The organism is Microterricola viridarii (genome assembly GCF_001542775.1).
Classification (GTDB): domain Bacteria; phylum Actinomycetota; class Actinomycetes; order Actinomycetales; family Microbacteriaceae; genus Microterricola; species Microterricola viridarii_A.
This window is the reverse complement of record NZ_CP014145.1, coordinates 475,962-489,387: the sequence shown is the minus strand read 5'-3', so window position 1 is coordinate 489,387 and position 13,426 is coordinate 475,962. Positions and strand designations below refer to the sequence as shown.

The 13,426-nt window shown below is 71.9% G+C and carries 12 protein-coding genes; 6 read left to right on the top strand and 6 right to left on the bottom strand.

Going from position 1 to position 13,426, the window contains the following annotated elements:
* Positions 1-41: 41 nt before the first annotated feature.
* From hpf to mtrA, 5 genes are all read right to left on the bottom strand, one after another.
* A complete protein-coding gene (gene hpf, locus AWU67_RS02205; RefSeq protein WP_067226183.1) occupies positions 42-710 on the bottom strand; it encodes a ribosome hibernation-promoting factor, HPF/YfiA family in 669 nt (222 codons plus the stop codon).
* A 101-nt stretch (positions 711-811) separates the two neighbouring features.
* Positions 812-1,507: a ComF family protein gene (locus tag AWU67_RS02200; RefSeq protein ID WP_067226181.1), complete on the bottom strand. Its 696-nt coding sequence runs from the start codon at positions 1,505-1,507 to the stop codon at positions 812-814.
* A 108-nt stretch (positions 1,508-1,615) separates the two neighbouring features.
* Positions 1,616-3,316, bottom strand: coding sequence for an LpqB family beta-propeller domain-containing protein (locus tag AWU67_RS02195; protein ID WP_067226177.1), 1,701 nt, complete (start codon positions 3,314-3,316; stop codon positions 1,616-1,618).
* Positions 3,313-4,935: an MtrAB system histidine kinase MtrB gene (mtrB, locus tag AWU67_RS02190; RefSeq protein WP_067226174.1), complete on the bottom strand. Its 1,623-nt coding sequence runs from the start codon at positions 4,933-4,935 to the stop codon at positions 3,313-3,315. The genes AWU67_RS02195 and mtrB overlap by 4 nt, the downstream gene beginning before the upstream one ends.
* 48 nt (positions 4,936-4,983) lie before the next feature.
* On the bottom strand, positions 4,984-5,661 hold the full coding sequence (gene mtrA, locus AWU67_RS02185) for an MtrAB system response regulator MtrA (protein WP_067226171.1): 678 nt from the start codon (positions 5,659-5,661) through the stop codon (positions 4,984-4,986).
* 106 nt (positions 5,662-5,767) lie between these two features.
* On the opposite strand from mtrA, the gene AWU67_RS02180 reads away from it, so the two are divergent.
* From AWU67_RS02180 to AWU67_RS02160, 5 genes are read left to right on the top strand one after another with little or no spacing between them, the layout of a single operon-like run.
* The gene (locus tag AWU67_RS02180; protein WP_067226168.1) at positions 5,768-7,054 is read left to right on the top strand and encodes a hypothetical protein; all 1,287 of its coding nucleotides are present in this window, start codon (positions 5,768-5,770) and stop codon (positions 7,052-7,054) included.
* The gene (locus tag AWU67_RS02175; protein WP_067226165.1) at positions 7,051-7,713 is read left to right on the top strand and encodes a DUF4129 domain-containing protein; all 663 of its coding nucleotides are present in this window, start codon (positions 7,051-7,053) and stop codon (positions 7,711-7,713) included. The genes AWU67_RS02180 and AWU67_RS02175 overlap by 4 nt, the downstream gene beginning before the upstream one ends.
* Positions 7,710-9,041, top strand: coding sequence for a DUF4350 domain-containing protein (locus AWU67_RS02170; RefSeq protein ID WP_067226162.1), 1,332 nt, complete (start codon positions 7,710-7,712; stop codon positions 9,039-9,041). The genes AWU67_RS02175 and AWU67_RS02170 overlap by 4 nt, the downstream gene beginning before the upstream one ends.
* Positions 9,038-10,081, top strand: a complete 1,044-nt coding sequence (locus tag AWU67_RS02165) for an AAA family ATPase (protein WP_082716711.1) — start codon at positions 9,038-9,040, stop codon at positions 10,079-10,081. Before AWU67_RS02170 ends, AWU67_RS02165 begins: the two co-directional genes overlap by 4 nt.
* A gap of 2 nt (positions 10,082-10,083) precedes the next feature.
* Positions 10,084-11,412: a DUF58 domain-containing protein gene (locus tag AWU67_RS02160; protein WP_067226159.1), complete on the top strand. Its 1,329-nt coding sequence runs from the start codon at positions 10,084-10,086 to the stop codon at positions 11,410-11,412.
* Positions 11,413-11,503: 91 nt separating this feature from the next.
* Here AWU67_RS02160 and AWU67_RS02155 read toward each other — a convergent pair whose 3' ends face one another.
* Positions 11,504-12,499: a stage II sporulation protein M gene (locus AWU67_RS02155; protein ID WP_067226155.1), complete on the bottom strand. Its 996-nt coding sequence runs from the start codon at positions 12,497-12,499 to the stop codon at positions 11,504-11,506.
* 17 nt (positions 12,500-12,516) lie between these two features.
* On the opposite strand from AWU67_RS02155, the gene AWU67_RS02150 reads away from it, so the two are divergent.
* The gene (locus tag AWU67_RS02150; RefSeq protein ID WP_082716710.1) at positions 12,517-13,392 is read left to right on the top strand and encodes an RDD family protein; all 876 of its coding nucleotides are present in this window, start codon (positions 12,517-12,519) and stop codon (positions 13,390-13,392) included.
* Positions 13,393-13,426 lie beyond the last annotated feature (34 nt).

Sequence of the window (13,426 nt, the reverse complement as noted above, 5' to 3'; positions counted from 1 at the left end):
TCAGTGACTGGTGCGGGGCCCGGGCGGCTGGCGGTGGAAGGTCAGGCCGAAACGGCCTCAAGCTCGGCGTCGCCCAGCCCGATCACGCCGTAGTCCCAGCCCTTGCGGCGGTAGACGACGCTCGGGCGGTCGGTCTCGATGTCGTGGAACAGGTAGAAGTCGTGGCCGACCAGTTCCATGTTGTACAGCGCGTCATCGATCGACATGGGGATGGACGCAAACAGCTTCCGCCGGATCACCACGGGTGTATAGGCCTCATCGGCCTCCTCGCCGGAGTTCTCACTCTGCACGGGGATCGAGCCGGTGCGCACCTGCTCCAGCACGTCTGCGTCGGCCGGGGTCATGTGCACGGCCTCGAATCCGCCCGTGCTGGCCTCGCGCAACGAAATGGGGCGGTGGTTGCCGCGGTGCACCTTGCGCCTGTCTTTGGCCCGACGGACCCGTTCAAGCAGGCGGCCGAGTGCGACATCGAACGCGGCGTACTTGTCTGAACCCTCGGACTCGGCACGGACCAGGGGTCCCTTGCCGATCAGAGTGAGCTCCACCCGGTCACTGCGCGCCGAGCCGTTGACCTGGCTCTGGCGGCTCACCTTGATCTCGAGGACCTGCGCCTTCTCGGCCAGGTTGGCGACCTTTTCCGCCTTCTCTGTGGCGTACTCCCGAAAACGATCGGTGATTCCTAGGTTGCGTCCGACGATGTTAATTTCCATGACGACCTCCCAGACAGGCGTGCCGCCCGGCGTCTACTGGGCGGACCTTTCTCGCCTTTAGGCCCACCGTAGTCGCTGCCTCTCTGAAAGTCATCGTCATTTCATCCGAAGGTGCCGGGAGCGGCCGAGAGGTCGGCGCGCAGCCGCGTGTCGGCCAGCACCGCGACCCCGCAGACGGCGGCGTCCGCGGCCCGCAGAGCGCGCACTGCCTCGGCCGCTGTGGCTCCGGTGGTGAGGATGTCGTCCACGAGCAGCAGCCGGCGACCGGCCAGCGAGGCGGTGCCCGGCCGCAGCCGCAGGGCGCCACGCAGGTTGTCGCTGCGGGCCGCGCGGTCCAAGCCGACCTGGTCCACGTGCGGGGCGGTGTGAGCGAGTAGCGGGGCGGACCGCAGCCCAGCCGCGGCGAGCAGGGTGCCCACGGGGTGGTAGCCGCGGCGGCGCACCGCCGCGGCATCCGAGGGCACGCAGACCAGCTCGATCGGCGCCCCGGCCGGTGCCTCGGCGAGCGCGGCGGCGATGGCCGCACGCAGCGGCACGCTGAGCGCGGAGGCGACCTCGGTGCGCCCGCCGTCCTTGAACGCGAGCAGCGCCCGCCTGGCCGGGCCCGCGTAGTCCAGCCCGCACCACACGCGCTGCCCGAACCGCTCGGTGGCGTGCGGCTCGCTCGCCGCGAACGCGGCGGCGCAGCGCCGGCAGAGCCCGCGGTCCGGCCGGGCACAGCCGACGCACTCGCTCGGGGCGAACACCGCCAGCGCGTCGGCGAGCGCCGCCCGCAGTATCGGCAGCACGGGGGTCATGGCGCCAGTGTGCACCGTGCGGCACCCGCCGGGGCGCGTGCCGACCCGGGCTGTGCACGACGGCGGCGAGCGCGGGCGCTGTGTACAACAGCCCGGGGCGCAACAGCCCTAGCGGCCGAGCGAGACCCCGAGCACCCCGACCCCGTCGATCCGCGGCTGCCAGCTGAGCCCGCGGCGTTGTAACAGCACGCCGTCGGCGGTCAGCAGGCGCAGCTCGCGGGCCGCGTTGCCGCCGCTCAGCGTGACAGCGCCGGGCGCCCCATCGATCTCGGAGCTCGGCCCGCCCAACTGCTGCGTCGTGATGACCGTCTCTGTGCCGTCCGCCGTGGTCAGCGTCGCGACGGTCAGCTCGTTCACCCAGGCGGTCGCCAACGGTTTCGCGGACGGGACCGCGAGTTCAAGCGGCGTGCCCAGCTTGGCCGGTGCGTTCCGCCCCTCCCCGTCGCGGCGCTGCACGGCGGTCGCCACCAGACGTGTCGTGTCGCCTGCCCTGTAGAGCGCGAGCAGCCGGGTGCCGTCGCGGGAGAGGGCGAGGGAGATGATCTGGGTGGCATCCGGCCAGCTCGTGACGACGGCGTGCTCTGTGCCGTCCGGAGCGAAGGCCAGGAGCTCCCCCGGCGCGCCGGCCGGCACCGACCAGACGTAGCCGAACACGTCGACGGTCGGCGCGATCAGGCCCGGCCGTTGGTCCAGCAACCGCGCAGCGCTGCCCGCGCGCACCACCAGGGCGCCGTCCGCGTTGAGCACGGCCGCCGTGTCTCCGGACTGCTGCCTGGCGCCCAGGTTGACGGCGACGGGGTCCAGCGCCACGATCGCGTCCGACTCGTCGAGCGGCGTGATGCTGTCGCCCGTCGTTGCCAGGTAGCCGAACTGCCCGTCGCGCAGAATGAGCGCGCGCGGGTCGACGTGCGGGTCGCTGATCACGGTGCCCGGGTTGGCGGGAATCTGTTGCTCGATCTGGTCGACGGTGATGCTGATGCCGGAGATCGCCGAGACGTTGTGCAGGCTCGTGCTCAGTTGCTGCTGCATCCGCGCCAGCTGAGCTGGCTCTGTCTGCAGCACGCCGGGTGAGAGATCGACCACGGCTGTGCGCGCGACGATGCGCACGGAGTCGGGCACCAGCGCGGTGCCCTCGGGGAAGGCGGACTGCACTGCACCGTTCAGCCACTCGCTGGGGCCGTTCAGCAGGGCCTTGACGATCACCGTCGGCGTCGAGGTGCGCCGTGGGAACCAGCGGAGGTCTGGCACCAGATAGCTGAAGGTGGGGTCGAAGAAGTAGAGCGGGTAGCTGCCGAAGACGAGCGAGAAGGTGGGCTGGTCGACCAGGATGCCCTGCGGCGCACTGCTGATGCGCCACTGCTCGTCGACCTTGCTGAACTCGTAGCCCAGCACTTGCACCGTCGGCGCCTCGCGCTGCATGTAGTCGCCGGTGACGCTCACATCGGCGAGCGCCGACACGGTCAGGCTCATGGCGTTCTCGCCCACCGGTTGCAGGCTGCGCAAGTTGCCGCCGTCGATCAGGGCGCTGGAGTCCGGGTCCCACTCCGCGGCGAAGTCCGAGGTGAGATATTCCCTGGCCACCGCGTAGCGGTCTTGCGGGCTGGCCGCAGCCTCCACGAAGCCCAGCAAGATCTCCTCCTGAGTGGCGCCGGGCTGCGGACTGCGGGCCAGGAAGTCAAACTCGGGGCTCGCCTCGCTCTCGACCCCGCGCCCGGGGTGCACGCCGCCGGAGCTGGGGATGCTGGAGCAGCCGGCGAGGGCGATGGCCAGCAGTGCGGCAAGGCCGGCGAGTCTGGAGCGGACGTTCACGGGGTGTCCCCCTCCTCTGTGCGGGCGGGTTCAGGGCGGCTGTGGCCCGCGTCTTCCGGCGGCAACGGAAGCGGGGACTCCCCCATCGGGCGGCCGTGCACGCGCGGCAACGTCACCCGGAACGCAGACCCGGCGCCGGGCGCTGACCAGACGTCGATCGTTCCGCCGTGCACCAACGCGTCTTCGAGCGAGATCGGGAGCCCGAGACCGGTACCGCCGATGGTCCGTTTGCGGGAGGGGTCTGCACGCCAGAACCGATCGAAGACGCGGGCGGCCTCCTCTTTCTTCATGCCGATTCCGTAGTCGCGCACGGTGAGGGCGACGGCGGTGGCCGTGCTGTCGACGAACAGCACAATCGGTTTGCCCTCGCTGTGCTCGATGGCGTTGCCGAGCAGGTTGTTCACGATGCGGCGGATGCGGCGCGGGTCGAGCTCGGCAGGGAGGTGCCCGCCCGGGGCCACCAGGCTGAGCTCCGTGCCGTTCTGCGCGGCCAGCCTGCTCATCGATTCCATCGACTCCTCGACGATGTGGACGAGGCTCGTCGGCTCCAGGTCGAGGGCGACGGAGCCGGCGTCGTAGCGGCTGATCTCGAGCAGGTCCGACAGCAGCAGCTCGAAGCGCTGCACCTGGGTGTGCAGCAGTTCGGCCGTGCGTTCCGTGGCTGGCGGGAACGTGCCGCGTTGGTCGTAGAGCACGTCACCGGCCAGCCGGATCGTGGTCAGTGGCGTGCGCAGCTCGTGCGAGACGTCGGAGACGAAACGCTGCTGCACCTCACTGAGGTCGGCGAGTTTCTGGATCTGCGCCTGCAGGCTGTCGGCCATGCCGTTGAAGGAGCGGGCGAGGGTTGCGATGACATCCTCGCCCTTCTCGGGGATCCGCACCTCGAGCTCGCCGGCGGCCAGCCGCTGGCTGACCTCGGCGGCGACCCGGATCGGCGTGACCACGAAGCGCACCACCACCCAGGTGACGGCGCCCATCAGCAGCAGCAAAGCGACCGCGGCGACGCCGGCCGTCTGTTGCACGAAGCCGAGCGTCTGCTCGGCGTCGGCCAGGCTGTACGCGATGTAGATCTCGTAGCGCCCGGCGGTTGGCAGCACGAGCTGAGAGCCGACGACGATGCCCGGAACGGATCCGCCCTCCGGCGTCGGCAGGCTCACCGACTGCCAGAACTGCTCGTCGCCGTTCGCGCGCACCTGCTGCTGCAGCTCCGGGGTGATCACGCCGGTGCGGAGCGTCGACGGCACGAAGTCCAGCGGCGCGATGGCGCTCGGTTCCTGCCCGGGAACGCGGAAGCCGGCGACGAGACGGTTGGAGGAGCCGGCGCTCAACGCGTTGCGGGCGCTGTTCATGACGCTGAGCATGGCGGCGCGGTCGGTGGCGTCGGAGGCGTCGACGAGCTGCTGGGCGGAGGCGACGGCGCGGGAGGACTCGCCGAGCACCTGGTCGAGCCGGGCCTGGAACAGGTTGTTGCTGATGCTCACTGAGAGGTAGAGGCCGGTCAGCAGGATGGCGACGCTGGAGAGCCCGAGCGAGATGAGCACGGTGCGGAACTGCAGCGACTCGCGCCAGGCCCGCCCCACCCGTTGCGGCCAGCTGCGCCACGAGCGCCAGTCAACCATTGGTTAGTCAGCCATTGTTCGGTATGCCACAGTTCGGTACGCCACAGCTCAGCTGGCGGAGCCGGCCCGGTAGCCGACCCCGCGCACCGTCGTGACGATGCGGGGGTTGTCCGGGTCGTGCTCGACCTTTGCGCGCAGGCGCTGCACGTGCACGTTGACTAGGCGGGTGTCGGCCTTGTAGTGGTAGCCCCAGACCTGCTCCAGCAGCATCTCGCGGGTGAAGACCTGTTGCGGCTTGGACGCCAGCGCCAGCAGGAGGTCGAACTCCAGCGGGGTGAGGTTGATCCGCTCGTCGCCGCGCCGCACCTCGTGGCCGGCGGCATCCACCACCAGGTCGCCGACCTGCAGGGTCTCGGATGCTGCGGCGGCCGGCCGCAGTCGGGTGCGGATCCGGGCCACCAGCTCCTTGGGGTTGAACGGCTTGACGATGTAGTCGTCGGCGCCGGACTCGAGTCCCTTGACGACATCCGTGGTGTCGGACTTGGCGGTGAGCATGATCACCGGGGTGCCGGACTCGGCGCGGATCAGCGTGCACACCTCGATGCCGTCACGGCCGGGCAGCATCAGGTCGAGCAGCACCAGGTCGGGCTTGTTCGCCCGGAACGCGTCCAGCGCGAGCGCTCCATCGGCGCAGAAGCTGGGCTCGAAGCCCTCGCTGCGCAAGACAATGCCGATCATCTCCGCCAGGGCGGTGTCGTCGTCGACGACCAAAATCCGTGCGCTCATGCGTCCATTCCCGCTGGGGCCGTGCAGTATTCATGCAGCGGCATGCTTGGGGACAACAGTAGTGCAGTCCCGGCCTAGTAGGGCGTGATGTGGGAGCATGGGCGGTATGACCGACGAGCAGAGCTGGCAGTCACCCGCTGAGCGGAGCCAGCCCGGCGCCGCGCCCTCCGGGCCGGCCCCGCACGGACAGGCGCCCTCCGGCCAGCCGCCATACGGGCAAGCGCCCTCCGGCCAGGCCCCGTATGGTCAGGCCCCGTACGGCCAGGCGCCGTACGGCCAGGCGCCCTACGGCCAGGCGCCCTACGGCCAGGCACCCTACGGTCAGCCCGCGTACGGCCAGCCCGCCTACGGTCAGCAGCCCGGCTGGACTCCCCCGCCCAAGCCCGGCCTGATCCCGCTGCGCCCGCTCGGCTTTGGCACCCTGCTCGGCGCCCCGTTCCAGGTGCTGCGCCGCAACCCCAAGGCCACGTTCGGCAGCGCCCTGCTGGTGCAGGCCCTCTCGGTGCTCGTGTCGCTGGTGGTGCTCGGCCCCGTCACATTCATCGCGATCGACCGGATGGAGCGCGCCAGCGCCGCAGAGTCGGATGCTGTCGCCGCCGGCAGCGTGGCGGCGATCCTGCTCGCCGCGCTGATTCCCGTGCTGCTCACCGTGCTGGCATCCGCCGTGCTGCAGGGTGTGATCGTGCTGGAAGTGGCCCGCGCGACGCTCGGCGAGAAGCTCGGCCTGTTCGCGCTGTGGAAGACCGCGCTGCGCCGGATGTGGCCGCTGCTCGGCTGGGTGCTGCTGCTCGCCGCCGGCTACGTCGTCGTGCTGGCTGTCGCCGTGGGCGCCGTGGTGTTGCTGGCCGTGCAGGGCCCGGCGCTGCTCGGTCTGACGATCACCGTCGGCGTGCTGCTCGGCCTCGGCACCGTGGCTCTGCTGGCCTGGCTGACCGTGAAGACCTCGCTGGTGCCCTGCCTGATCATGCTGGAGCAGCTCGGCGTCCGCGCCGCGATCTCTCGCTCCTGGTCGCTCACCCGCGGCTACTTCTGGAAGACCCTCGGCGTGCAGTTCCTGATCGGCTTCATCGTCAACCTGGTGTCGCAGGTCGTGACCACCCCGATCTCGCTCCTCTATGGCTTCGCGACGACATTGATCGATCCGAACAACGCGCTCGGCACGATTGCGCCGGCCGTCGCCTCGTACTTGCTGCTCATGCTGGTCACGCTGGTCATCACCTCGATCGCGATCGTCGCGCAGTCGGCGGCCGTCGCGCTGATCTACATCGACCTGCGCATGCGCAAGGAGGGCCTGGACCTCGAGCTGCTGCGCTTCGTCGAGGCCCGTGAGCTTGGCGAGCAGGGCGTCGCCGACCCCTACCTGCCCCCGCACGCCGCGGCGACCACCGCATGATCGGCCCCGCGCCGTCTGTCGTCGTGCTGGCCATACCCGTGGAGCCCGACGCCCCTGAGGCGCACCGGTTGTTGCTGGAGGAGCTCGCCAAACCGCCGTACCTGGCTGCCCAGCCCAACTGGTTCGACCGGGCCTCACAGGCTTTCTTCGACTGGCTGAGCTCCCTCTTCTCCGGCGCAAACGGGGCAGGCGGCGGCTGGCTGCCGCTGGTGGCGACGATCCTGGTCGTGGCCGCCGTGGTCGTCGCGCTGCTGGTCTGGGGTGTGCCGCGGCTCAACCGGCGCACCGCCGCGAGCGTGCTGTTCGGCGAGCGGGAGCACCGCACCGCCGCACAGATGCGAGCAGCCGCCCGGGACGCCGCGGCTTCTGCCGACTGGCCGCTGGCCATCACCGAGCAGTTCCGCGCCCTGGCGGCTGACCTGGCAGAGCGCACCGTTGTCGCACTGAGCCCCGGAACCACCGCCACCGACTTCGCGGCGGCCGCCGCCCGCGCCCTCCCCGCCGAGGGTGCTGCGCTGGCCGAGGCTGCCCGCGCCTTCGACGCCGTGCGCTACCTCGGCCGTCCGGGCAGCGAGGCCGACTACCGGGCGGTGCAGGCGCTCGACGAGCGACTGCAGCAGGCCAGGCCGCTGTTGCCGGAGCCGGCGGTACTCGCATGATCGACACCGGAACGGACCGGGCCGCCGCAGACGCCGCCGTCACGCCCGGAATGGCGCCCGCGCTCACCCCGACGCTCCGCGAGAGCGGCCGGAAGGCCGGATTCTGGCTGGCCGCCGCCGCCGGCGCGCTCATCGTCGCCGTCATCGCCCTGCTGCTGAACGGCGCCGCGTCCTCAGGCGGTCCGGCGCTCGGCCGAGCCAACGCGGCTCCCACCGGCGGCATGGCCGTGGCCGAGGTGCTCGCCGCCGAGGGCGTCGACGTCGTCACCGCCGACAGCCTGGACGAAGCGCTGGCTGCGACATCCGCAGCGCAGGGCGGCGCCACGATGCTGGTCTACGACCAGAACGGCACCCTCGACGAAGGACGGTTTGCCGAGCTGGCGGATGCCGCCACACACCTCGTCATCGTCGACCCCAGCTTCGGCATGCTGCAGGCGCTCGCCCCCGCGGTCGGATTCGGCGGGGTCAGCCCCGCCGATTCGGCCATCGACGCCGGTGCACTCTGCTCCAGCCCGGCGGGCCAAAGGGCAGGCAGCGTCGCCGCGCTGCCCGGCGCCGGCCTGAAGACGCTGCGGGTTCCCGCCGACGCCACGGGCTTCAGCAGCTGCTTCACCGACGGGGACGGCGCCTCCGTGCTGGTGCAGCGGGCCGGCCCGACCGGAACGCTCAGCCTGCTCGCCGACCCGGCGATCCTCGCCAACGAGTCGGTCACCGCCGCCGGCAATGCGGCGCTCGCGCTCGGACTGCTCGGCGAGCAGCCCACCCTGGTCTGGTACCTGCCCACCCTCGCCGATGTCGCGGCCGGCGCCCCGCCGAGCCTGGCCGAGCTCAGCCCCGGCTGGGTGACCCCGGTGATGGTGCTGCTCGTGCTCACCGGCGTCGCCGCCGCCATCGCCTACGGCCGGCGTTTCGGCCCGCTGGTGCTGGAGCGGCTGCCCGTGACCGTGCGAGCCAGCGAGACGATGGAGGGCCGCTCCCGGCTGTATGCCCGCAACTCTGCCCGGCTGCGCGCCGTCGACGCGCTCCGGCTGGCCACGATCGGGCGCATCGCCGGCCGGCTCGGTCTGCCCCGCACGGCCACTCTCGACGAAGTGGTGGCCGCCACCGCGGCGAGCACCGGCCGCCGGCTCGACGCTGTCACCGCGGTATTGGTCGCGGAGGAGCCATATTCCGACCGTGGCATGCTCGACCTCTCTGAGCGCCTCCGCGACCTCGAGCAGGCCGTCATCCGCAGCAGCCAGCCGTCAAACACTCCGCAATCCAGCAGCACGCCGTCGAGCGGGGCTTCAACGCCCGACGCACCATCCACCGAGAGAATGGAACCATGACAGACATCGCTTCCGACATCGCTGCCGCCGGTGGTCCAGAGCCATACGATGCGCCGTCGACGGGCCACACCGTGCGCGCGCCGGAGCAGGCCGCCGAGCTGCGCCGGGCGCTGGCGGCCGTCCGCGCCGAGGTGGGCAAGGCCGTCGTCGGCCAGGACGCCGCCGTCACCGGGCTCATCATCGCGCTGCTCGCCCGCGGCCACGTGCTGCTGGAGGGTGTGCCCGGCGTCGCCAAGACGCTGCTGGTGCGCAGCCTGAGCGCGGCCCTGGACTTGCAGACCCGGCGCGTGCAGTTCACCCCTGACCTGATGCCGGGCGACGTGACGGGCTCGATCGTCTACGACGTCAAGGCCGGCGACTTCGAGTTCCGCGAGGGGCCGGTGTTCACGAACATCCTGCTCGCCGACGAGATCAACCGCACCCCTCCGAAGACGCAGTCCGCACTGCTGGAGGCGATGGAGGAACGCCAGGTCTCGGTCGACGGCGTCTCCCGGCCGCTGCCGGAGCCCTTCATCGTCGCGGCGACGCAGAACCCCGTCGAGTACGAGGGCACCTATTCGCTGCCAGAGGCACAGCTGGACCGCTTCCTGCTCAAGCTCGTGTTGGACCTGCCGGAGCGCGACACCGAGATCGAGGTGCTGCGCAGGCACGCGGCCGGGTTCAACCCGCGCGACCTGGCCGGAGCCGGCGTGCGGCCGGTGCTGGACGCCGGTCGGCTGGCGGCGGCGCAGGCCTCCGCGGCATCCGTCGGCGTCAGCGCCGATGTGCTCGCCTACGTCGTCGACCTGGCCCGCGCCACCCGCAGCAGCCCGTCGGTCAAGCTCGGCGTCAGCCCGCGCGGCACCACCGCGCTGCTCGCCTCGGCCAAGGCCTGGGCCTGGCTGAGCGGCTACGACTCGATCACCCCCGACCACGTGCAGGCCATGCTGCTGCCCGTCTGGCGGCACCGGGTGCAGTTGCGCCCGGAGGCCGAGCTGGAGGGCGTCTCGGTCGACGCGATCCTGCGCTCCATCGTCGCCCAGGTGCAGGTGCCGATCTAACGATGGCCATCACGCCACGCTTCGTCCTGCTCCTCGCCCTCGGCGTGGTGCCCATCGTGGCGCTCGGCGGCGGTTCGCTGGCGGATGCCGCGACCGTGCTCGGGGTGTGGCTGCTGTTCATGCTGGCGCTGCTGACGCTCGACCTGGTGCTCGCGGCGACGCCGCGCGCGCTGGCCGTCGAGCGCGTGCTGCCGGCGCGGCTGCGGCTCGGCGAGAGCGCGGAAGCGCAGCTGTTCATCAGCAACCGGGGCACCCGGGCGCTCCGCGGTGTGCTGCGCGACGCCTGGCAGCCCTCGGCCGGGGCGGCGTCGAACCGGCAGCGGATCGCGCTGCCGGCCGGCGAGCGGCGCCGGCTGAGCATGCTGCTCACGCCGACCCGGCGCGGCGAGCGCCGGGTGGAGCAAGTCACGGTGCGCTCGGTCGGACCGCTCGGCCTGGCCGCCCGGCAGGCGACTCTCGCGGCGCCCGGCCGGATCCGTGTGCTGCCGCCGTTCCACTCCCGCAAACACCTGCCGTCACGGCTGGCTCGGCTGCGCGAGCTGGACGGCCGCACCGCGGTCATGCTGCGCGGCCAGGGCACCGAGTTCGACAGCCTGCGCGAGTACGTGCGCGGCGACGACGTGCGCTCCATCGACTGGCGGGCCACCGCCCGCCGCAGCAGCCCGAGCATGGCGCCGTCCCTGATGGTGCGCACCTGGCGGCCGGAACGCGACCGGCGCGTGGTGCTGGTGATCGACAGCGGACGCACCTCGGCCGCCCGCATCGCCGACGAGCCCCGGCTGGACACCGCCTTCGAGAGCGCCCTGCTGCTGGCCGCGCTGGCCTCGCACGCCGGAGACCGGGTCGACATGATCGCCTACGATCGGCTGGTGCGCGGCCGCGTGCAGGGCGCGGCCGGTGCCGAGCTGCTCAGCCGCATGGTCGAGGCGATGGCTCCGATCGAGCCGGAGCTGATCGAGACGGACTGGACGGCCGTGCCGTCGCTGGTGCGCGGCGTGACCAGCAGGCACGCGCTCGTCGTGCTGCTGACCAGCATCGAGGCGCCCGGCGCCGCCACCGGCCTGCTCGCCGTGCTGCCGGAGCTCACCAAACGGCACACCGTGGTCGTGGCATCCGTCACCGACCCCGCCGTGCGGGACGCGACCGCCACGCGCGGCACCCGGTCAGCGATCTACCGGGCCGCGGCGGCCGAGCGTGCACTGCTCGACGTGGAGCGCATCTCCGCCGCCATCCGGCAGTGCGGCGCCGAGGTGGTCACCGCAGCGCCGGCCGAACTGCCGCCGGCCCTCGCCGACCGCTACATCGCGTTGAAGGCGGCCGGTCGCCTCTAGCCCCGCCCGGTCCCCGTCGCAAGTCCGTTGAGAGCGGTCAAATGGCCGCTTTTCGACCCCGAAACCGGCCATTTGACCGCTCTCAACGGAACTAGGCGGCGGCGATGGTGTGCGCGCCGGCCTCGAACTCGGCCAGGTCGCCGGTCTCGCCGGAGCGGGCCGCCCGGCCGCCGACGAACAGCATGTAGAACAGGAACGCGCCGAGGGCGAGCGCACCGATGCCGATCTTGACCGGCCACGGCCACGGCGCCGGCGTGACAAAGCCCTCGATGATGCCGGAGACGAACAGGGCGATGGCCAGCCCGATCACGACCGTGAACATGGCGCGGCCCTCCGCGGCCAGCGCCTGCCCCCTGGTGCGGGCGCCGGGCACGATCCAGGCCCAGAAGATGCGCATGCCGGCGGCCGCGGCGACGAAGACGCTGGTCAGCTCGAGCAGGCCGTGCGGGGCGATGTAGAGCAGCATGGTGTCGCCCTCGCCGTGCGCGAACATGACGGCAGCCGTCACGCCGAGGTTCTGCGCGTTGCTGAAGATCACGGCGGGCACGTAGACGCCGAGCACGCCGAATGCGATGCACTGTGCGGCGATCCAGGCGTTGTTCGTCCACACCTGGCCGGCGAAGGATGCAGCGGGGTTGGCCGAGTAGTAGTCGACGAAGTCCTCGTCGGCGAGCTGCTGCAGCTGCGCAGCGGAGCCGAAGTTGGCCAACACCCGCGGGTCGCCGAGCGCCCACAGCGCGTACAGGGCGGCGATGAGCACGGTGGCCAGCGCGAAGACGAGGGTGAGCCAGCGCAGCCGGTACAGGGCGGCGGGCAGCTGCACGGCGAAGAAGCGCGGCAACTGGCTGAGCAGGTTGTCGCCGGTGCCGGTGAAACGGAGCCGGGCCCTGGAGAGGCTCACCGAGAGCCGGTCGCCCTGCACGGTCGATCCGGCCGTCGTCTTCAGCTGGGAGAGCTGCGCGGCACCGGCCTGGTACAGCTCGACCAGTTCGTCGGCCTCGGCCCCGCTCAGCCGCCGCTGGGCCGCGAGGGCGTCGAGGCGCTCCCAGCGGTCACGGTGGGCGGCGGAATAGGCGTCGAGATCCATCTGATTGAATACTAACCATGGCCGAGCCGAGCGCGCTGAACGAACCGCACCGAACGGATCTGCGGCGCGCGGATCCGCAGGCCGAGCCCGGTCAGGTCTTCACCGGCGAGGCCGTCGCCCTCGACGTGCACCCGGCCAGCGTTCTGCTGCGCGCGGGGGGCGCCATGATCGACGCCGTGGCCTACCTCGGCGGTTTCGCCGCCCTGGCCTGGGCCGTGGCTGCCGCCGCCGGCGACGGGTTGGACCAGTCGATGGCCACCGCGCTCTCCATCATCGGTCTGGTCACCGCGCTCGTCCTGGCGCCGACCATCGTCGAGACCGCCAGCGCCGGGCGCTCTCTCGGCAAGCTCGCAATCGGTGTCAGGGTCGTGCGCGATGACGGCGGCGCGATCGCGCTGCGCCACGCCTTCGTCCGCGCGCTCACCGGCGTGCTCGAGATCTACATGACACTCGGCGGCCTGGCCGTCACAGTGGGGCTGCTGAACCCGGACGGCAAGCGCCTCGGCGACATGCTGGCCGGCACGCACGCACAGATGGAGCGGGTGCCCCGCTACACCGCCGCCGCCCACGGCGTACCGCAGCCGTTGCAGGCCTGGGCGCAGGTGGCGGATGTCGCCACGCTGCCGGACCGGCTGCAGCGCCGCATCGCACAGTTCCTGGTGCAGGCTCCGCGGCTCTCGCCCGCCGCGCGGGCGCGTCTGGCCGGGGAGCTGGCGCGGGAGGCATCCCGCTACGTCTCGCCGCTGCCGCAGATCGAGCCGGAACTGTTCCTGGCCGGGGTCGCCGCCCTGCGCCGGCAGCGCGACGCCGCCGGGCTGGAGCTCACCGCCCGCAGGCTGGAGCGCCTCTCCCCCGTGCTGCACGGCCGCCCGCACGGCTTCCCCGAGCGCTAGCCCGGGCAGGCGCCGGCGCCCGCGTCATCCAGAA

Excerpts from the sequence above, each read along its gene's own strand:
- AWU67_RS02175 (WP_067226165.1), top strand. The coding sequence starts at position 7,051 with ATGATCGGCCCCGCGCCGTCTGTCGTCGTGCTGGCCATACCCGTGGAG.
- AWU67_RS02150 (WP_082716710.1), top strand. The coding sequence starts at position 12,517 with ATGGCCGAGCCGAGCGCGCTGAACGAACCGCACCGAACGGATCTGCGG.
- AWU67_RS02160 (WP_067226159.1), top strand. The coding sequence starts at position 10,084 with ATGGCCATCACGCCACGCTTCGTCCTGCTCCTCGCCCTCGGCGTGGTG.
- mtrB (WP_067226174.1), bottom strand. The coding sequence starts at position 4,935 with ATGGTTGACTGGCGCTCGTGGCGCAGCTGGCCGCAACGGGTGGGGCGG.
- mtrA (WP_067226171.1), bottom strand. The coding sequence starts at position 5,661 with ATGAGCGCACGGATTTTGGTCGTCGACGACGACACCGCCCTGGCGGAG.
- AWU67_RS02200 (WP_067226181.1), bottom strand. The coding sequence starts at position 1,507 with ATGACCCCCGTGCTGCCGATACTGCGGGCGGCGCTCGCCGACGCGCTG.
- hpf (WP_067226183.1), bottom strand. The coding sequence starts at position 710 with ATGGAAATTAACATCGTCGGACGCAACCTAGGAATCACCGATCGTTTT.
- AWU67_RS02180 (WP_067226168.1), top strand. The coding sequence starts at position 5,768 with ATGACCGACGAGCAGAGCTGGCAGTCACCCGCTGAGCGGAGCCAGCCC.
- AWU67_RS02165 (WP_082716711.1), top strand. The coding sequence starts at position 9,038 with ATGACAGACATCGCTTCCGACATCGCTGCCGCCGGTGGTCCAGAGCCA.
- AWU67_RS02155 (WP_067226155.1), bottom strand. The coding sequence starts at position 12,499 with ATGGATCTCGACGCCTATTCCGCCGCCCACCGTGACCGCTGGGAGCGC.
- AWU67_RS02170 (WP_067226162.1), top strand. The coding sequence starts at position 7,710 with ATGATCGACACCGGAACGGACCGGGCCGCCGCAGACGCCGCCGTCACG.